This is a genomic window from Streptomyces sp. NPDC059718 (genome assembly GCF_042733315.1).
In the GTDB taxonomy this organism is placed as follows: domain Bacteria; phylum Actinomycetota; class Actinomycetes; order Streptomycetales; family Streptomycetaceae; genus Actinacidiphila.
This window is the reverse complement of sequence record NZ_JBHWGA010000009.1, coordinates 110,762-127,411: the sequence shown is the minus strand read 5'-3', so window position 1 is coordinate 127,411 and position 16,650 is coordinate 110,762. Positions and strand designations below refer to the sequence as shown.

Genomic DNA, 16,650 nt, shown 5'->3' with positions numbered 1-16,650 from the left:
GGTGGGGGGGGTGGTTCGCACCCCGGCCTCCCTGAACACCCCGGGCCCCGGCGGGTACCACCCCGGCGGGCGGCGGCCGGGGGGGGCCCCCCCCCCGCACCCCCGCGCTCACTCGGCGAGCGCCGTGACGGTGCCCGCGCCGACGGTGCGGCCGCCCTCACGGATCGCGAAGCCGAGCCCCGGCTCCAGCGGCACCGGCCGGCCCAGCTCGACCGTCATGTCGACGGTCGCCCCCGGCAGGGCCGCCCCCACCTCGCCCAGGTCCACGTCGCCGACGACGTCGGCGGTGCGGACGTAGAACTGCGGACGGTAGCCGCTGGCGATCCCAGTGCGCCGCCCGCCCTCGGCGGCCGGCAGCAGGTAGACCCGCGCCCGGAACCGGCGGCTCGGCGTGACACTGCCCGGCGCGGCCACCACGTGTCCCCGCCGGACCACGTCCCGGGCCACACCGCGCAGCAGCAGCGCCACGTTGTCGCCGGCCTGGGCCTCGTCCATCGGCTTGCCGAAGGTCTCCAGACCGGTCACCACGCTCGCCGTCTCCGCGCCGAGCACCTCCACGCGGTCGCCGACCCGCACCGTGCCCCGCTCCACGGCGCCGGTGACGACCGTGCCGCGCCCGGTGATGGTCAGCACGTTCTCCACCGGCAGCAGGAAGGGCGCGTCGGTGTAGCGGTGCGGCATCGGCACGTGGGTGTCGACCGCGTCGAGCAGCGCCTCGATCGCCGACGTCCACCGCGGGTCGCCCTCCAGCGCCTTGAGGCCCGACACCCGTACGACGGGCAGCGTGTCGCCCGGGTACCCCTGGGCGGACAGCAGCTCGCGCACCTCCAGCTCGACCAGGTCGAGGAGTTCGGGGTCGCCGGCGTCGGCCTTGTTGAGCGCCACCACGATGTGCTCGACGCCGACCTGGCGGGCGAGCAGCACGTGCTCGGCGGTCTGCGGCATGACGCCGTCGAGGGCGGAGACGACGAGGATCGCCCCGTCGAGCTGGGCCGCGCCGGTGATCATGTTCTTCACGTAGTCGGCGTGACCGGGCATGTCGACGTGCGCGTAGTGCCGGGTGTCCGTCTCGTACTCGACGTGCGCGATGGTGATCGTGATCCCCCGCGCGGCCTCCTCCGGGGCCTTGTCGATCCGGTCGAACGGCACGAACGCGGCGGAGCCGCGGGCGCTGAGCACCTTCGTGATGGCGGCGGTCAGCGTGGTCTTGCCGTGGTCGACGTGACCCATGGTCCCGATGTTCAGGTGCGGCTTGGTGCGCACGTACGCCTGCTTGGGCATGTTGCTTCCTCGGTAAGTCGATTCATCGCCTCGCGTGCGGGACCCCTGGACCGTGCCGACCCTCCCCCTGCGGGGTCCGCCGGACTGTCCGGGAAGGGTCAGGTTCGGGCGCCGCCGAACGCGTTGGCCGAGAAAGCCTGTGCCGGGGCAGCCTGCAGCGCGTCCGCGACTGCGGACGTATCTGCGCTGAAGGCGTACCGGGACATGCCGTCGATGATCGGGTACGGCACGGCCGTCGGTCGAACGATTTTCCGGCGGGCCGCCTCACGCCCCGCTGACGCGGGCCAGGACGTAGGCGCGCCGGGTCTCCGTCTCCTGCGGGTAGGGGGCCCGCTCCAGCAGCGCCTCCACCTCGAACCCGGCGTCGGTCAGCGCCTCGGTGACCGTCCCGGGGTCGTGGAAGTGGAAGTCGACGTCGACCTCGTGCCCCCACCACTGCGTCACGTGCCGGATCTCCGTCCCGACGTGGAAGGCCACGAGCACCCGCCCGGACGGACGCAGCACGCGCCGCATCTCGCCGAACGCCGCCCGCAGTTCACCGGGCGTCAGATGGACCACCGCGTAGAGCGCCACGACCGCCCCGAACTCGCCGTCCGCCGCAGGGAGGCGGAGCAGGTCGCCCTCGCGGAACTCGGCCCCGGGGTGCTCGCGGCGGGCGAGCGCGACCATTCCCGGCGACAGGTCGATGCCCACGGTCCGCGCCCCGCGCTCCGCGAGCCACGCCGTGACGTGGCCGGGGCCGCACCCCAGGTCCGCCACGGGCGCGCCGTCCGCGGTCTGCTCGGCGAGGGCCGCCAGCAGGGCCCGGTCCAGCGGCTTGTACGCCAACTCGGTCCCGATGCGCTCCCGGTACTCCTCGGCCACGGTGTCGTAGCTGCGGCGCACCCGGCCGCGCCCGTCGGTCCCGCTCACAGGTGCTTCCCCGCCTCTCGTACCGACAGCGGCGACAGCCGCTCCCCCGCTTCCGCGAGGAACGTCCGCACGGCGCCGGGATCGGTGCGGGCGTACTCGCGCAGTGCCCAGCCGATCGCCTTGCGGACGAAGAAGTCCCGGTGGTCCGCCTGACGCAGGCAGTAGCGGAACAGCCGGCCGGGGTCGGTGTCCGCCTTGTACGTCAACTGGTGCAGCAGCGCGGTGCGGGCGAGCCAGAGGTCCTCGCCGGCGATCCACTCGTCCATCACGTCCACCAGGGCGGGGTCGGCGGCCACGAGCCGTCCGACGACGTGCGCGGCGAGCAGGTCGACGGTGTCCCACCACGGCTCCGTCGTGATCAGGTGCCGGGCCGTGCCGAGGAAGTCCGGGGAGCAGCGCCCCACGTGACGGCGCAGGTAGTCGACGGCGAAGTAGCGGTACTCCCGTTCCGGGAGCGCCCAGCAACGCAGGCCCACGGCCGTGCAGTCGGCCTCGTCCGGCCGCGGCGTGCCCGCGAGCACGGCGCGGGACAGGGTTCGCCGGGCCGGCGTGGCGATTCCGAGGAACGGGAACGCGTCCCGCATGTACGCCGCCGCCGAGGCGGCCCGCACCGGGTCGGCGGCGGCACCGTAGGCCGAGGTCAGCCGTGGCAGCACGAGATCGGCGAGGGCGCTGTCCGGCAGGACCGGGGCGGGAGGGGCCATGGCCCTACGGTACGCGGCGGCACCGGAGCGACATCCTCCTCCGCTAGGCTCGCGGGATGTCCGAGGTCACCGTCCTCTCCCGACCGCGCTCGCGACCGGCGTCGTGGGCCCGGCTGTCGCTGCTGGTCGTCCTCCTGTCCGGGGCCGCGGCCTCGGTGCTGGTGTGGGAGCCCCAGCGGCTGCTCGCGCACGGCTGGCCCGCGCAACTCACCGGCGCCGCGGCCTTGGTGCTCTTCGCCGCGGGCTACGGGCTCTGCGCCCTCGCCTTCGTACCGCGCCCCCTGCTCAACATCGGCGCGGGAGCGCTCTTCGGTGCCCAGGCCGGACTGCCCGCGGCCCTCGCCGGCACGGTGCTCGGCGCCGGCCTCGCCTTCGTCCTCGGCCGCCTCCTCGGGCGGGACGCGCTGCGCCCGCTGCTCCGCGGCCGGGTGCTGCTCGCCGCGGACCGCCAGCTCAGCGAGCACGGCTTCCGCACGATGCTGGCGATGCGGCTCTTCCCCGGGGTGCCGTTCGCGGCGGCCAACTACAGCGCGGCGGTCTCGCGGATGCGCCTCGCGCCCTTCCTGCTGGCCACGGCGCTGGGCAGCGTGCCCAACACGGCGGCCTACGTCATCGCCGGCAGCCGCGCCGCGACACCGACGTCACCGGTCTTCCTCGTCGCGATGGGCTTCATCGCGGTCACCGGCCTCGCCGCCGTCGTCGTCGCCGCCCGCAGCCGCCGCAAGCGCTGACCCTCCGGGGGCGCGGACGCCAGGGCCACCGTCACGGCCGGTAGACCGTGCCGGGGCGCGGTACGGCGGGAGCCATCAGCTCGGAGACGGCCCAGCTCGCGCATGACCGCCGAGACGTCGTCGTCGGTGCGGCCCTGCGGTGGGCGCATCAGGGTGGGGGCGTGTCCGGTGATCCTGCGGACGTCGTTCGCGACCGGGGTCGGCTCGTCGCACACCTGCCGCGCGTCCAGTTCCGTGAGCACCTTGTGCGACCAGGTGTGGTTGCCTATTTCGTGGCCTTCGCGCGCCATGCGCCGCAGGGTCTGCGGATAGGTGTCCGTGTGGCCTTTCCCCTGGGCGAAGAACGTGGCGCGGACCTTCTTCTCCGCGGGAATGTCCAGCAGTACCGGCGTGGTGGCGCCGGGCCCTCCGTCGAAGGTGCGCGCCACGCATTTCCCGACGGTGCAGTCGGGGGCGGGGCGGTGGCTGCCGGGCCGGGCCGCGCGGTGGGCGGCGGCGCGTGCGCCGGCCGGTGACGTCACTCCGTGGAGGGTGCTGCATCCGCTGATCACGGCGACGGAGGCGACGGCGGCCGGCACCACGGCGACCCGGGTCCCCGGCCGCGGTACGGCGGGAACTCCGGCCCGGGTGAGGCGTCGGGAGAATTTCCTGGAATTCATGGCCGCAAAGGCAAGGACCGCGGGAGACCCGGAATTCGACTGCGGGTATACGCCTTTTCCGTCCGAAGGGACGATGCGCAGCGGGCGTCCCCATACTTTGGTATAGAAGTCCATCAAGGGTGCCCGTATGTTTTGATGCGGACCGGGGACGGCGTTTACGGTTGCGTGCGTGATCGATGTGAGACGGGCCCTGCTCGGGCACCCGCGGGTCGTGGACGCGGGCGTGGTGGTCGCGGCCGCCGGGCTGACGCTCTTCGTCGTGCGGGTCCAGCAGTCGGGTCTGCACGTGTACCCGCAACTGTCCAGCGGTGCCTTGCTCACCTCGCTGCTGCCGATCTCCTGGCGGCCGTCCCAGACGGCGCTGATCCCGCTGCTGGCCTGCGCGGCACTGTTCTGGCGCAAGCGTCACCCGGTCGTGCTGGCCCTGGTCCTGGTGGCGCTGTCGGTCGTGTGGCCCGTGGTCGTGCCGCTGCTGGTGGCGCTGTTCACCGTGGCCGCCACGCGCCCCCTGCGCACCACGCTCCTGGTCACCGTGGTGGCCCTGCTGCCGGTCCCGGCGCAGTTCGTGCGCGCCTCGTACTCCGGGCCCCTCATCTCCGCCACGGCCGTGTCGGCCGTGGCGTTCGTGGGCGGCGCCGTCGGCTGGGGCCTGTACGTGGCCGGTGTGCGGGAGAGGGCCGAGCGGGCGGAGCGGGAGGCGGACCTGCGCGCCGGGCAGGCCCGGCAGCACGCCCGGGAGGAGATCGCCCGGGAGATGCACGACGTGCTGGCCCACCGGCTGACCCTGCTCAGCGTGCACGCCGGGGCGCTGGAGTTCCATCCCACGGCGTCGCCCGCCCAGGTCGCCGAGGCGGCCGGTGTCATCCGGCAGAGCGCCGGACAGGCCCTGGAGGACCTCCAGGACGTGCTGCGCGTCCTGCGCACCCCCACGGTCAACGCGCACACCGAGCCCCCGCAGCCCGCCGTGGCCGACATGGACCGACTGGTCGAGGAGTCGCGCGCGGCCGGCGCCACCGTCGAGGTGCACCGGGACACGGAGGACCTGGCCACCATGGACCCCACCACGAGCCGGGCCGCGTACCGCATCCTGCAGGAAGCCCTCACCAACCACCGCAAGCACGCGCCGGACGGCCCGCTGCGGCTGTCGCTGACGGGCGGGGCCCGCGAGGGGCTGACCGTCACGGCCCGCAACCCGGTGCCGCAGGAACGCACCGCACGTCCCGAAGGCGCCGGCCAGGGCCTGGTCGGGATGAACGAAAGGGCGGTCCTGGCCGGCGGCAGCATGCGCCGTACCGTCACCGCCACCGACTTCGCCCTGGAGATCTGGCTGCCATGGACCAGGTGACCCGCGTCCTGATCGTGGACGACGACCCGCTGGTGCGCTCCGGCCTGCGCATGATGCTGGCCGGGGCGGAGGACGTCGAGGTGGTCGCCGAGGCGGCGGACGGTACGGAGGTCCTGCCGCTGGTCGACGCGCACCGGCCCGACCTCGTCCTGATGGACATCCGCATGCCGCGGATGGACGGCCTGAGCGCCACCGCCGCTCTGCGGCGCAGGCCCCGGCCGCCGGAGGTGCTGATCCTGACCACGTTCACCACGGACGGCTACGTCCTGGAGGCGTTGCGGGCCGGGGCGGCGGGCTACGTCCTCAAGCACACGCCCCCCGCCCAGATCGTCGCCGCGGTGCGGAACGTCGTGGCGGGCGAACCGGTCCTGTCACCGGCCGCCGTCGAACAACTCATCGGCGCCGTCACCGCCGCCGGTGACGAGGGCACCGCCGCGCGCCCCGACGACCGGGGCGAGGCGGAGCGGCTGCTCGGCCTCCTGGGGGAGCGGGAGCGGGAGGTGGCGCTCGCCGTGGCACAGGGCAGGACGAACGCCGAGATCTCGGCGTCGCTGTACATGAGCGTCCCCACGGTGAAGGCACATGTGTCCCACATCCTCACCAAGCTCGATCTGAACAACCGGGTCCAGATCGCCCTGGTGGTGTACCGGGCGGGCCTCGCCTGACGGCGGGTCAGTCCGCCTGGCGCAGCCCGGTGACGAGGAGCCCGACCAGGCGTCGCGCGTCGTAGCGGGGATCGCTGTCCGCGCCGATGCAGAGGTTGCCGACGCCGCGCATGAGCGCGTACGCCTCCAGGTCGGAGCGGATCTCGCCGGACGCGGCGGCGGCGTCGAGCAGCCCGGCGCACACGGGCACGAGGCGGTCGAGGAAGGAGGCGTGCAGCGTCTCGAAGCCGGCGCTGTCGGACTGCAGCACCGCGGCGAGTCCGTGCTTGGTCACCAGGAAGTCGACGAACAGGTCGATCCATCGCGCCAGCGCGGCGTGCGGGGTCGCGCTGCTCGCCAGCAGGGCGGGTCCGGCCTCGGCGCACGCGTCGACCTGGTGCCGGTAGACGGCGATGATCAGATCCGCCCGGGTCGGGAAGTGGCGGTAGATCGTGCCCGTCCCGACGCCGGCCCTCGCGGCGATGTCGCGCACCGGCGCCTCCACGCCCGAGGCGACGAAGGCGGCGGCGGCCGCCTCGAGCAGGGTCTCCTCGTTGCGCCGGGCGTCGGCCCGCTTGGACCGCGGCGCCCGCCCCGTGCCCTTGTCGCCGTCCACCACCGTGCCACTCCTTCCACGACCGGCCTTGCCAACCGGAACCTCGTTCCGTATCGTTAACGGAACAAGGTTCCGTTTGCCCATCATGCCAGGGCCTACGCCCCGGGACCAAGTCGTGCGCGCTTCCGCCGCACGCAGCCACCCCACCCCACCCGCAAGGGAGAACACGGTCATGCAGTACCGCACCCTCGGCCGCACCGGTGTGCAGGTCAGTTCCCTCGCGCTCGGCGCGATGAACTTCGGCAGCATCGGGCGCACCACCCAGGACGAGGCCACCGCCCTCGTCGACGCCGCCCTCGAGGCCGGGATCAACGTCATCGACACCGCCGACATGTACGGCGCCGGGGAGTCGGAGGAGATGGTCGGCAAGGCCCTCGCCGGCCGCCGCGACGACATCGTGCTGGCCACGAAGGCCGGCATGCCGATGGGCGACGAGCGCAACCACCGCGGCAGTTCCCGCCGCTGGCTGGTCACGGCCCTGGAGGACAGCCTGCGCCGGCTCGGCGTCGACCACGTCGACCTCTACCAGGTCCACCGGTGGGACCCGGCCACCGGCGACGAGGAGACCCTGTCGGCCCTGACCGACCTGCAACGCGCGGGCAAGATCCGCCACTTCGGCTCCTCGACCTTCCCCGCGTACCGCATCGTGCAGGCCCAGTGGGCCGCCCGCGAGCACCACCTGAGCCGGTACGTCACCGAACAGCCCGGCTACTCGATCCTGCAGCGCGCCGTGGAGACCCATGTGCTGCCCGTCACCGAGGAGTACGGCCTGGGCGTGCTGGCGTGGAGCCCGCTGGCCTCGGGCTGGCTGTCCGGCGCGGTCCGCGAGGGCCGGCCGGTCACCACCAGCCGCTCCACGTTCCTGCCGGAACGCTTCGACACCGCCCTCCCCGCCAACCGGGCCAGGCTCGACGCCGTCGAGAAGCTGGCCGCACTCGCGGCCGAGGCCGGACTGACCATGGTCCAGCTCGCCCTCGGCTTCGTGACGGCGCACCCCGCCGTGACCGCCGCGATCATCGGCCCGCGTACACCGGACCACCTGCGGGCACACCTGGCCGCCGCGGACACCGTGCTCTCCGCCGACGTGCTGGACGCGATCGACGCGATCGTCGCCCCCGGCGTCGACCTCGCCCCGCACGAGAAGTTCGACACCCCGCCCGCACTGCTCGACCCGTCCCTGCGCCGCCGCAGCCGTCCGTGACGCCCACGGGCCCGGACCGGTCGTACGGCGCGGACCGGACGACCGGTCCGCGCCGGACGTACGGCGGGACGACGCTCAGCCCTGGGTGACGCCCGGCCAGTCGGCGTAGCGGATGCGGGAGATCTCCAGGACCTCGCCGGTCGTGCCCCATTCGTCCTTGCCGAGGCGGGCCAGCGGGCGGAGCTTGCGCACGTCGGGGTGGCCCTCGATCATCACGGCCTCGGAGACGGCGGCGTGGACGACGCGGCCGAAGACCACGGTCGAGTCGCCGAGGGTGACCGTGCTGTGCAGTTCGCACTCCAGGGCGACGGGCGAGGCCGCGACGCGCGGCGGCTTGACCGCGCGGCTGGGCTCACGGGCGATGCCGACCGCGTCGAACTCGCTGACGCCGCGCGGGAAGTCGGTGCCGGTGGCGTTGATCTGCTCGAAGAGGTGCTCGGGCGCGAGGTTGACCACGAACTGCCGGGTCTCCTCGATGTTGCGCAGCGAGTCCTTCCGCCCCACCGAGGTGAACTGCACGACCGGCGGGCTGACGCAGGCGACGGTGAAGAAGGAGTGCGGGGCGAGGTTGGCCGTCCCCGCCTCGCTGAGCGTCGAGACCCAGGCGATGGGGCGCGGGACGACCACCGAGGTCAGGAGCTTGTAGAACGGGGTCCGGCCCATGGCCTCGGGATCGAAGTCGATACGCATGGCGCCCAGTATCCCGGTCGCCGTCCGCGCCCGGTCACCAGGACACCTCGCGGATGGTCGCCTTGCTCTGCGGGGTGGTGGTGGCGACGATCTCGGAGCGGTGCCGGTCGCCGGAGAAGGTCACCGTGAGCTGCTGCGCCCCGTCACGCCGGGTGGAGACGGTGAACCCGCTGGCGGGCACGGCGGAGACCAGGCACACGGCGTCCTCGCCGAAGCGCACCGAGGCCTGGCCGCCCTGGGACTGGAGGGTGTGGACCCCGGCGCCGCCGGTCCCGCAGTCGACGGGCGTGGCGGAGGGGCGGGCGGTGCGGGTGGGGGGCGCGGTGGTGGCCGGCCGGACCGGGGTCCGGGTGGGCCGGCGCACGGTGGGGCCGGGGGTGCGCTTCGCGGCGGGGGACACCGGCGCGGTGCGTGACGGCGAGGGCCGCGCGGGGGACGGGCTGCCGCCGGCGAGCGCGCTCTCGGGGATGTCCCGCGCGACGGGCGGCGTCGGGCGGGTCGAGCCCACCACGAAGCCCACGGTGAGCATGACCGCGGTCACGCTGACGGCGGTGCACGAGAGCCATATGACGACGTAGCGCAGGTACCGGGGCACGCCGCCATCTTTCCCGACCGGCTACTGTCCCTCCACATGGCATCCGTACTCCTGGTCGAGGACGACCCCGCGATACGCGCGCGGCTGGTCGAGGTGCTGACCGCGCACGGCCACATGGTGCACAGCTCGGCCTACGGCTTCGAGGCGTTGCGGCAGGCCGCGCAGCGCCCCCCGGACGCCGTGGTGCTCGACCTCGGGCTGCCGGACCTGGACGGGGTGGACGTGCTGCGGATGCTGCGCGGCATCTCGCGGGTCCCGGTCCTCGTCACGACCGCGCGCGACGACGACAGCGAGGTGATCCGGCTGCTGAACGCGGGCGCCGACGACTACCTGGTGAAGCCGTTCTCCGGGGGCCAGTTGGTGGCCCGTCTGACGGCGGTGCTGCGCCGTTCGGCGATGGCGCCGGCGCAGCCGCAGGGCCCGGCCCCGGAGGGCGCGGCCGGCGCGCTGCGGGTGGGCGGTCTGCTGATCGACGTACCGGCCCGGGTGGCGTACCACGACGGGCGGGAACTGCGGCTGACGCGCCGGGAGTTCGACCTGCTGGCCTACCTGGCGGAGCACGCGGACCGCGTGGTGCCGCGCAGCCGCATCCTGGCGGACGTGTGGCAGCAGGCGTACGTGGAGGACCAGACGATCGACGTCCATCTGTCGGCGCTGCGCCGCAAGCTGGGCGAGCGGGCCTCGCAGCCGCGCTACCTGCACACCGTGCGGGGCGTCGGCATCAAGCTGGTGACGCCGCGATGAGACGCGCCCTGGCCGGGGTGGCGCTGGCGGTGACGTCGATGGTGGCGCTGTCCTTCCTGATCCCGCTGGCGCTGCTGGTGCAGTCCGAGGCCCGTTCGCGGGCGACCACGGTCGCCGAGCAGCGGGCCGCGGCGCTGGCGCCGGTGCTCGCCCTCACCACGCGGCCCGCGGACGTCCAGCAGGCGGTGGCCGGGCTGGACTCGGGGGACCACCTGAGCGTGCGGCTGCCCGACGGGCAGGTCGTGGGAAAGGTGCACGCCTCCCAGGAGGCCCTCGACCGGGTGGCCGACGGACGCCGGACCGTGGCAACGGACACCTCCGCGGGCTGGGTCTACCTCCAGCCGGTGATCCTGGCCCGGGACCGGGTGGCGGTGGTGGAGGCCTTCGTCCCCCGCGCCGACCTGGACCGCGGGGTGACGGCGTCCTGGGCGATGATGGCGTTGCTGGCGCTGGGCCTGGTGGCGGGGTCGGTGCTGGTCGCCGACCGGCTGGGCGCGCGCGTGGTGCGCGCCTCCCAGGGTCTGTCCCGCGCCTCGCGCTCGCTCGGCGCGGGGGAACTGGGCATCCGGGTGGAGCCCAAGGGGCCGCCGGAGCTGCAGGAGGCCGGGGTGGCCTTCAACACGATGGCCGACCGGGTCGTCGAACTGCTCGCCATGGAACGGGAACTGGTCGCCGACCTCTCGCACCGCCTGCGGACCCCGCTGACCCGGTTGCAGCTGGAGGCCGAGCGGATCGCCGCGCAGGTCCCCGGCTACCGGGGCGAGGACCTGGAGGCCGCGATCGCGCACCTGGAGAGCGAGCTGGACTCGATCATCGACGCGGCCCGCACGCCGCTGTCGGCCTCGCCCGAGCGCCCGGGCCGCGCGCAGGAGTGCGACGCGTCGGCCGTGGTGCGCGGCCGGGTCGAGTTCTGGTCCGTCCTGGCGGCGCAGCAGGAGCGCGAGTGCCGGCTGGAGGCGACCGCGGAGGCGACCGCGGTCCCGCTCGGCGAGGACGACCTCGCGGCGGTCGTCGACGCGTTGATCGGCAACGTGTTCCGGCACACCCCGCAGGGCACCGCGCTGGCGGTGACGGTGGAGCGGACCGCCGCCCGGACGGTGCTGCTCACGGTGGACGACGCGGGGCCGGGGATCCGCGACCCGGACACCGCCCGGGCCCGCGGGGTGAGCGTCGGCGGCTCCACCGGCCTCGGCCTGGACATCGTGCAGCGGGCCGCGGCCGCCTGCGACGGGGGAATGGAGATCACCAGGGGCCCGCTGGGCGGAACGAGGGTGCGGGTGACGCTCGGGCTCGCCGGCGGGCCGCCTGTGGGGGGAAGGAAAGCGGCCCGACGCGCGAGGCGTCACCCGCACCCGGCCTGAGGCCGACCGGCCGCCCCAGCTGACCGGCCGGTCGGCGGTTCAGCGGGGCGTACCGAAGTCCTGGGTCCACCAGGGACCGTTGGACGAGGTGTTCACGCCGACTCCGATCTGCTCGAAGTTGCAGTTGAGGATGTTCGCCCGGTGCCCCTCGCTGTGCATCCAGGCGTCCATCACGGCGGCGGCGGTCCGCTGGCCCACGGCTATGTTCTCGCCGAGGGCCGACCACGGGTACCCGGCCGCCTCGACGCGCCCGGCCATGGTGGACCCGTCGGGCCCGGTGTGGGAGAGCTCGCCCGAGCGGGCCATCACGTCCGTGTAGTCCTGGGCGGCCTCGGTGAGCCGGTCCTCCAGCGTCACGGGGCGGCATCCGGCGGAGGCGCGCTCGACGTTGACCAGCCGGACGATCTCCTCGACCACCGAGTCGTCGGCGCCGGACCGCGAGGGCTGCGCCGCGACCGTCGTCGAGGCCGGTGACGGGGCCACCGTACGGGTCGGCGTGGCGGAGGGCCGCGGGGTGCGGGTGGGCCGCGAGGCCGGCTTGCGCCGCTCCGGGGTGGCGGAGGCGCTGGGGCTCGCGGTCGTCGGGCTCGGGCTCGCGGTCTCCGGGCGCGCGTCGGACGCGACGGGGTCGTCGGCCTCCCGGTCGCCGGCCGCCAGCGAGGCCTCGTCCTTGCCGCCGTTGTTCCCGTACTGCGCACCGACCCCGACCAGGGCGCCCGCGGCGACCGTCGCCACCGCGGCGGCCAGCGGCCAGGACCGCGCCGAGGGGGCGCGACGGGCGCGGTGTCGTTTCCTGTGGGAACTCATGCGCGGGGTACCTCCGGACGACGGGAACTGCACCGGGCACGTCCGAACGCGGTGTGCCGGGCACTGTGACCCTAGGCGCCCGAGGCGGAGAACTCGCCGGTCGGGAGCGGATCTTCAAGAACACATAAGGCTGCGCTCAGGTAAGGCACCGGTTCTCCCGGCCTTTTCCGTCCCGGGTGTGGGAACCGTCACACGGGGCCCGCGATGGGTGTCAGCACCCATACCGGCCCGGTTCGCCCGGATGAAAGGATGAGGATCCCTGGGGGACGAAACGGACGAGCAACCGGGCGGCGGCACGCCGTCCGTGAAGGGAACCGAGCTGTGCCTGCTCCGCGGATGAGCACGACACCATTGCCGGGCATCGGTGTCCGGTACGACCTCACCACGCGGGACCGGCGTCATCTGTCGGTGGTCGCCCACCGCGACGGTGCGCGGACGGTGAACGTGTACCGGGCCGACGACCCGGACGCGTGCGCGCAGTCGCTGCGGCTGACCGGGCCCGAGGCGATGTCGCTGATCGACGCGCTGATGCCGACGCACCACAGCCCGAACCTGCTGCACACGACCGACCTCGGTCTGGTCGCGGAGCGCATCGAACTGCCCGTCACCTCGTACTGGAACGGCCGCCTGCTCGGCGAGACGCGGATGCGCACGGACACCGGCGCCTCCATCGTCGCCGTGCTGCGCAGGGCGGACGCGATCCCCTCCCCCGCCCCGGACTTCCGCCTGGCCGGCGGCGACACGATGATCGTCATCGGCACCCGTGAGGGTGTCGAGGCCGCCGCCGCGATACTCGGGCGGGAGTGAGTCCTTGCACTCCGCGGTCTTCCTCATCGAATTCGGCGCCATCATCCTCGGTCTCGGCCTGCTCGGCAGGGTCGCCGGGCGGTTGCGCTTCTCCCCCATCCCCCTCTACCTGCTGGCCGGGCTCGCCTTCGGCGAGGGCGGGATCCTGCCGCTGGGCACCAGCGAGGAGTTCGTGGCGATCGGCGCCGAGATCGGCGTCATCCTGCTGCTGTTGATGCTCGGCCTGGAGTACACCGCGAGCGACCTGATCGGGAACCTGCGGACGCAGTACCCGTCGGGCCTGGTCGACATCGCGCTCAACGCCCTGCCCGGCGCGGTCGCGGCGCTGCTGCTCGGCTGGGGCCCGGTGGCCGCGGTGGTGCTGGCGGGCGTCACCTGGATCTCCTCCTCCGGGGTCATCGCGAAGGTGCTGGGTGACCTCGGGCGGCTCGGCAACCGCGAGACGCCGGTCATCCTGAGCATCCTGGTCCTGGAGGACCTGGCGATGGCGGTGTACCTGCCGATCCTCACCGCCCTGCTGGCCGGGGTCGGCTGGGCGGCGGGCAGCGTGACGCTGGCCGTGGCGCTGGGCGCCGCGGGCCTGGTGCTGCTGGTCGCGGTCCGCTTCGGGCGCGTGATCTCCCGGTTCGTCTCCAGCGACGACCCGGAGAAGCTGCTGCTCGTCGTGCTGGGCCTGACGCTGCTGGTGGCGGGAATCGCCCAGCAGTTGCAGGTGTCGGCGGCGGTGGGCGCGTTCCTGGTCGGCATCGCGCTGTCCGGGGAGGTCGCCGAGGGCGCCCACTCGCTGCTGAGCCCGCTGCGGGACCTGTTCGCGGCGGTGTTCTTCGTCTTCTTCGGTCTGCACACCGACCCGGCCAGCATCCCGCCGGTCCTGCTGCCGGCGCTGGCGCTCGCGGTGGTCACCGCGCTCACCAAGATCGCCACCGGTTACTGGGCGGCGCGCCGCGCCGGGGTCGCGGTGCGCGGCAGGTGGCGGGCGGGCGGCGCGCTGGTGGCGCGGGGCGAGTTCTCCATCGTCATCGCGGGGCTGGGGGTCACGGCCGGCATCGAGCCCGCGCTGGGCCCGCTGGCCACAGCGTACGTGCTGCTGCTGGTGGTATTCGGCCCGCTGACGGCCCGCTACACCGAGCCGCTGGCCAGGGCACTGACCGGGCGCCGGGCCCCGGCGGCGCGTACGGGCGGCTCCGAGCCGGAGCGCACCCCGTCCGCCGTCGCCGGGGACTGACCTCGCGCGCCCGTTGTCCGTTGCCCGCTTCACCCCCGAGAGGAGGCCCGTGGCCGTGTCGCTGTTCTGGCGGATCTTCCTGCTCAACGCCGTCGTGCTGATGGTGGCGACGATGCTGCTGCTGGGGCCGGTCACGGTCTCCTCCCCCGTCCTGCCGGCCGAGGCGGCGGTGGTCGTGGCGGGCCTGATCGCGATGCTGGTCGCCAACGCCGTGCTGCTCCGGGTCGGGCTGGCGCCGCTGCGCCGGCTGACCCGGGCCATGGCGGCGGCGGACCTGCTGCGTCCCGGACGCCGGCCGTCCGCCGCCGGGCACGGCGAGATCGCCGAACTCATCACGACCTTCAACACCATGCTCGACCGGCTGGAGAGCGAACAGGCCGCCGGCAGCGCCCACGTGCTGTCCGGCCAGGAGGCCGAGCGGCAGCGGATCGCCCAGGAGCTCCACGACGAGGTCGGGCAGACGCTCACCGCGGTGCTGCTCCAGCTCAAGCACGTCACCGAACTCGCGCCCGGCCCGCTGCGCGAGGAGTTGCACCAGGTCCGCGAGACCACCCGCGCCGGCCTGGAGGAGATCCGACGCATCGCGCGCCGGCTGCGGCCCGGAGTCCTGGAGGAACTCGGCCTGCCCAGCGCGCTGCGGGCGCTGACCGCCGAGTTCACCTCCCCGGCACTGGCCGTGCGCCACCGCCTCGACCCCCACCTGCCCGCCCTGGACGAGCAGACCGAGCTGGTCCTCTACCGGGTAGCCCAGGAGGGCCTGACCAACACCGCGCGCCACGCGGGCGCCGGCCGGGTCGACCTCCTGCTGGAACGCACCGCCACCGGTGCGCGCCTGACCGTGCGCGACGACGGCAAGGGCCTCGGCGCCGCCCCGGAGGGCGCCGGGATCCGGGGGATGCGCGAACGCGCCCTGCTCATCGGGGCGCGGCTCACGCTCCGTCCGGGACCCGACGGCGGAACCGAGGTGCGGCTCGACGTACCCGCCCGCGAGGAGGACCACTGACCGTGCCCGACGCGGCGAAGACCCGGATCCTGCTCGCCGACGACCACGCCCTGGTGCGCCGCGGCGTGCGGATGATCCTCGACGACGAACCGGACCTGACCGTCGTCGCGGAGGCCGGGGACGGCGCCGAGGCCATCGAGCAGGCCCGCGCCCACGAACTCGACCTGGCCGTCCTCGACATCGCCATGCCCCGTCTCACCGGGCTCCAGGCGGCCCGCGAGCTGTCCCGGCTACGGCCCGGGCTGCGCATCCTCATGCTGACGATGCACGACAACGAGCAGTTCTTCTTCGAGGCGCTGCGCGCCGGGGCCAGCGGCTACGTCCCGAAGTCCGTCGCCGACCGGGACCTCGTGGAGGCCTGCCGCGCCGCCGTGCGCGACGAGCCGTTCATCTACCCGGGCGCGGTCACGGCGCTGGTGCGCAACCTCCTGGAACGCGCCCGGCAGGGCGAGCCGCTGCCCGCGCGGGCCGTCACCGACCGGGAGGAGGAGATCCTGAAGCTGGTCGCCGAGGGGCACACCTCCAAGGAGATCGGGGACATCCTCTTCATCAGCGCCAAGACGGTCGAGCGCCACCGTGCCAACATCCTGCAGAAGCTGGGCCTGCGCGACCGCCTGGAACTCACGCGGTACGCGATCCGGGCCGGGCTGATCGAACCCTGAGCGGAGGAACGAGGAACGGTGGGCGGCTGGGGCAGCGGCAACTTCGACGAGGACACGGCGGCGGACCATCTGTCACTGCTCACCGGGCGGCTGGTCCGCGAGGTCGAGGACGCCGTCGCCGGCGCCCCCGGGACGCTGGAGCCCGACGAGTACGGGGGTGTGGCCGTGCCCTGCAACGTGGAGCTGCTGCACCTGATCGCCACCCAGGGCTGGGCGGGCGCGGTGCTCCCCGTGGCCGCGACGGTCCGGCAGTGGAAGGCGGCCCTCCTCGCCGCGTGGGACGGGGCGATCGACGACCTGGCCCCCTCACCGGAGTACCGCGCCGAGCGGCGTGCGGTCCTCGTCCGCACCTTCGACGCGTTGGCCGAACTCGCCGAACGCAGGACCTGACCACCGCGCGCGCCGAGCGCCGCGTCCAAGCGGGCGGGGCAGGCAGGACGGGCCGGGCGGGGCGGGGTTGTACGGCAGCTTCGGCGGCGGGGCGGCCTCGCCGGAGCACCGCGCCGAGCGGCGTGCGGTCCTCGTCCGCACCTTCGACGCGTTGGCCGAACTCGCCGAACGCAGGACGTGACCACCGCGCGCGCCGAGCGCCGCGTCCAAGCGGGCGGGGCAGGCAGGACGGGCCGGGCGGGGCGGGGTTGTACGGCAGCTTCGGCGGCGGGG

Annotated in this window: 18 protein-coding genes and 1 pseudogene; 11 read left to right on the top strand and 8 right to left on the bottom strand. The window is 74.2% G+C overall.

Annotation, left to right across the window (positions count from 1 at the left end; all coding sequences use genetic code 11):
• Nucleotides 1-108: 108 nt before the first annotated feature.
• From tuf to ACFV3E_RS13125, 3 genes are all read right to left on the bottom strand, one after another.
• Nucleotides 109-1,281 carry an elongation factor Tu gene (tuf, locus tag ACFV3E_RS13135; RefSeq protein ID WP_500534769.1) on the bottom strand — a complete coding sequence of 391 codons (1,173 nt, stop codon included), beginning with the start codon at nucleotides 1,279-1,281 and terminating at the stop codon, nucleotides 109-111.
• A 264-nt stretch (nucleotides 1,282-1,545) separates the two neighbouring features.
• Nucleotides 1,546-2,193: a class I SAM-dependent methyltransferase gene (locus tag ACFV3E_RS13130; RefSeq protein WP_500534768.1), complete on the bottom strand. Its 648-nt coding sequence runs from the start codon at nucleotides 2,191-2,193 to the stop codon at nucleotides 1,546-1,548.
• A complete protein-coding gene (locus tag ACFV3E_RS13125) occupies nucleotides 2,190-2,897 on the bottom strand; it encodes a DNA alkylation repair protein (RefSeq protein WP_500534767.1) in 708 nt (235 codons plus the stop codon). Before ACFV3E_RS13125 ends, ACFV3E_RS13130 begins: the two co-directional genes overlap by 4 nt.
• 56 nt (nucleotides 2,898-2,953) lie before the next feature.
• Between ACFV3E_RS13125 and ACFV3E_RS13120 the strand changes: the two genes are divergently transcribed.
• Nucleotides 2,954-3,628 (top strand): TVP38/TMEM64 family protein, encoded by a 675-nt coding sequence (locus tag ACFV3E_RS13120; RefSeq protein ID WP_500534766.1) that lies wholly within the window; start codon nucleotides 2,954-2,956, stop codon nucleotides 3,626-3,628.
• 101 nt (nucleotides 3,629-3,729) lie between these two features.
• On the opposite strand, the pseudogene ACFV3E_RS13115 reads toward ACFV3E_RS13120, so the two are convergent.
• A pseudogene (locus ACFV3E_RS13115) lies at nucleotides 3,730-4,287 on the bottom strand (polysaccharide deacetylase family protein); the annotation flags it as partial.
• A gap of 169 nt (nucleotides 4,288-4,456) precedes the next feature.
• Here ACFV3E_RS13115 and ACFV3E_RS13110 point away from each other — a divergent pair.
• Nucleotides 4,457-5,632 (top strand): sensor histidine kinase, encoded by a 1,176-nt coding sequence (locus tag ACFV3E_RS13110; protein WP_500534765.1) that lies wholly within the window; start codon nucleotides 4,457-4,459, stop codon nucleotides 5,630-5,632.
• Complete coding sequence (locus ACFV3E_RS13105; RefSeq protein ID WP_500534764.1) at nucleotides 5,620-6,297, top strand: response regulator transcription factor; 678 nt, start codon at nucleotides 5,620-5,622, stop codon at nucleotides 6,295-6,297. Before ACFV3E_RS13110 ends, ACFV3E_RS13105 begins: the two co-directional genes overlap by 13 nt.
• 7 nt (nucleotides 6,298-6,304) lie before the next feature.
• Here ACFV3E_RS13105 and ACFV3E_RS13100 read toward each other — a convergent pair whose 3' ends face one another.
• The gene (locus ACFV3E_RS13100) at nucleotides 6,305-6,895 is read right to left on the bottom strand and encodes a TetR/AcrR family transcriptional regulator (RefSeq protein ID WP_500534763.1); all 591 of its coding nucleotides are present in this window, start codon (nucleotides 6,893-6,895) and stop codon (nucleotides 6,305-6,307) included.
• Nucleotides 6,896-7,064: 169 nt separating this feature from the next.
• Between ACFV3E_RS13100 and ACFV3E_RS13095 the strand changes: the two genes are divergently transcribed.
• Nucleotides 7,065-8,093 (top strand): aldo/keto reductase, encoded by a 1,029-nt coding sequence (locus ACFV3E_RS13095; RefSeq protein WP_500534762.1) that lies wholly within the window; start codon nucleotides 7,065-7,067, stop codon nucleotides 8,091-8,093.
• 75 nt (nucleotides 8,094-8,168) lie between these two features.
• On the opposite strand, the gene ACFV3E_RS13090 is transcribed toward ACFV3E_RS13095, so the two are convergent.
• Both ACFV3E_RS13090 and ACFV3E_RS13085 read right to left on the bottom strand, forming a co-directional pair.
• Entirely contained in the window at nucleotides 8,169-8,783 is a 615-nt protein-coding gene (locus ACFV3E_RS13090; RefSeq protein ID WP_500534761.1) for a flavin reductase family protein, read from the bottom strand.
• Nucleotides 8,784-8,817: 34 nt separating this feature from the next.
• The gene (locus ACFV3E_RS13085; RefSeq protein ID WP_500534760.1) at nucleotides 8,818-9,378 is read right to left on the bottom strand and encodes a hypothetical protein; all 561 of its coding nucleotides are present in this window, start codon (nucleotides 9,376-9,378) and stop codon (nucleotides 8,818-8,820) included.
• Nucleotides 9,379-9,414: 36 nt separating this feature from the next.
• Here ACFV3E_RS13085 and ACFV3E_RS13080 point away from each other — a divergent pair, with 36 nt between their 5' ends.
• On the top strand, nucleotides 9,415-10,122 hold the full coding sequence (locus ACFV3E_RS13080; RefSeq protein ID WP_499510449.1) for a response regulator transcription factor: 708 nt from the start codon (nucleotides 9,415-9,417) through the stop codon (nucleotides 10,120-10,122).
• Nucleotides 10,119-11,483 carry a sensor histidine kinase gene (locus ACFV3E_RS13075; RefSeq protein WP_500534759.1) on the top strand — a complete coding sequence of 455 codons (1,365 nt, stop codon included), beginning with the start codon at nucleotides 10,119-10,121 and terminating at the stop codon, nucleotides 11,481-11,483. The genes ACFV3E_RS13080 and ACFV3E_RS13075 overlap by 4 nt, the downstream gene beginning before the upstream one ends.
• Before the next feature lie 39 nt (nucleotides 11,484-11,522).
• Here the strand turns inward: ACFV3E_RS13075 and ACFV3E_RS13070 are convergent, their stop codons facing one another.
• Nucleotides 11,523-12,290: a CAP domain-containing protein gene (locus ACFV3E_RS13070; RefSeq protein WP_500534758.1), complete on the bottom strand. Its 768-nt coding sequence runs from the start codon at nucleotides 12,288-12,290 to the stop codon at nucleotides 11,523-11,525.
• 321 nt (nucleotides 12,291-12,611) lie between these two features.
• Here ACFV3E_RS13070 and ACFV3E_RS13065 point away from each other — a divergent pair, with 321 nt between their 5' ends.
• The 5 genes from ACFV3E_RS13065 to ACFV3E_RS13045 are packed head-to-tail and all read left to right on the top strand — an operon-like array spanning nucleotide 12,612 to nucleotide 16,377.
• Nucleotides 12,612-13,097: a cation:proton antiporter regulatory subunit gene (locus ACFV3E_RS13065; protein WP_500534757.1), complete on the top strand. Its 486-nt coding sequence runs from the start codon at nucleotides 12,612-12,614 to the stop codon at nucleotides 13,095-13,097.
• Between the two features lie 4 nt (nucleotides 13,098-13,101).
• Complete coding sequence (locus ACFV3E_RS13060; protein WP_500534756.1) at nucleotides 13,102-14,322, top strand: cation:proton antiporter; 1,221 nt, start codon at nucleotides 13,102-13,104, stop codon at nucleotides 14,320-14,322.
• A 55-nt stretch (nucleotides 14,323-14,377) separates the two neighbouring features.
• Nucleotides 14,378-15,325, top strand: coding sequence for a HAMP domain-containing sensor histidine kinase (locus ACFV3E_RS13055; protein WP_500534857.1), 948 nt, complete (start codon nucleotides 14,378-14,380; stop codon nucleotides 15,323-15,325).
• A gap of 2 nt (nucleotides 15,326-15,327) precedes the next feature.
• Nucleotides 15,328-15,987 carry a response regulator gene (locus ACFV3E_RS13050; RefSeq protein WP_500370901.1) on the top strand — a complete coding sequence of 220 codons (660 nt, stop codon included), beginning with the start codon at nucleotides 15,328-15,330 and terminating at the stop codon, nucleotides 15,985-15,987.
• Between the two features lie 18 nt (nucleotides 15,988-16,005).
• On the top strand, nucleotides 16,006-16,377 hold the full coding sequence (locus ACFV3E_RS13045) for a DUF4259 domain-containing protein (protein ID WP_500534755.1): 372 nt from the start codon (nucleotides 16,006-16,008) through the stop codon (nucleotides 16,375-16,377).
• Nucleotides 16,378-16,650: the final 273 nt, after the last annotated feature.

Bases quoted from the DNA above. Each gene is read 5' to 3' on its own strand.
- ACFV3E_RS13075 (WP_500534759.1), top strand. From the start codon at position 10,119: ATGAGACGCGCCCTGGCCGGGGTGGCGCTGGCGGTGACGTCGATGGTG.
- ACFV3E_RS13120 (WP_500534766.1), top strand. From the start codon at position 2,954: ATGTCCGAGGTCACCGTCCTCTCCCGACCGCGCTCGCGACCGGCGTCG.
- ACFV3E_RS13125 (WP_500534767.1), bottom strand. From the start codon at position 2,897: ATGGCCCCTCCCGCCCCGGTCCTGCCGGACAGCGCCCTCGCCGATCTC.
- ACFV3E_RS13070 (WP_500534758.1), bottom strand. From the start codon at position 12,290: ATGAGTTCCCACAGGAAACGACACCGCGCCCGTCGCGCCCCCTCGGCG.
- ACFV3E_RS13105 (WP_500534764.1), top strand. From the start codon at position 5,620: ATGGACCAGGTGACCCGCGTCCTGATCGTGGACGACGACCCGCTGGTG.
- ACFV3E_RS13095 (WP_500534762.1), top strand. From the start codon at position 7,065: ATGCAGTACCGCACCCTCGGCCGCACCGGTGTGCAGGTCAGTTCCCTC.
- ACFV3E_RS13080 (WP_499510449.1), top strand. From the start codon at position 9,415: ATGGCATCCGTACTCCTGGTCGAGGACGACCCCGCGATACGCGCGCGG.
- tuf (WP_500534769.1), bottom strand. From the start codon at position 1,281: ATGCCCAAGCAGGCGTACGTGCGCACCAAGCCGCACCTGAACATCGGG.
- ACFV3E_RS13090 (WP_500534761.1), bottom strand. From the start codon at position 8,783: ATGCGTATCGACTTCGATCCCGAGGCCATGGGCCGGACCCCGTTCTAC.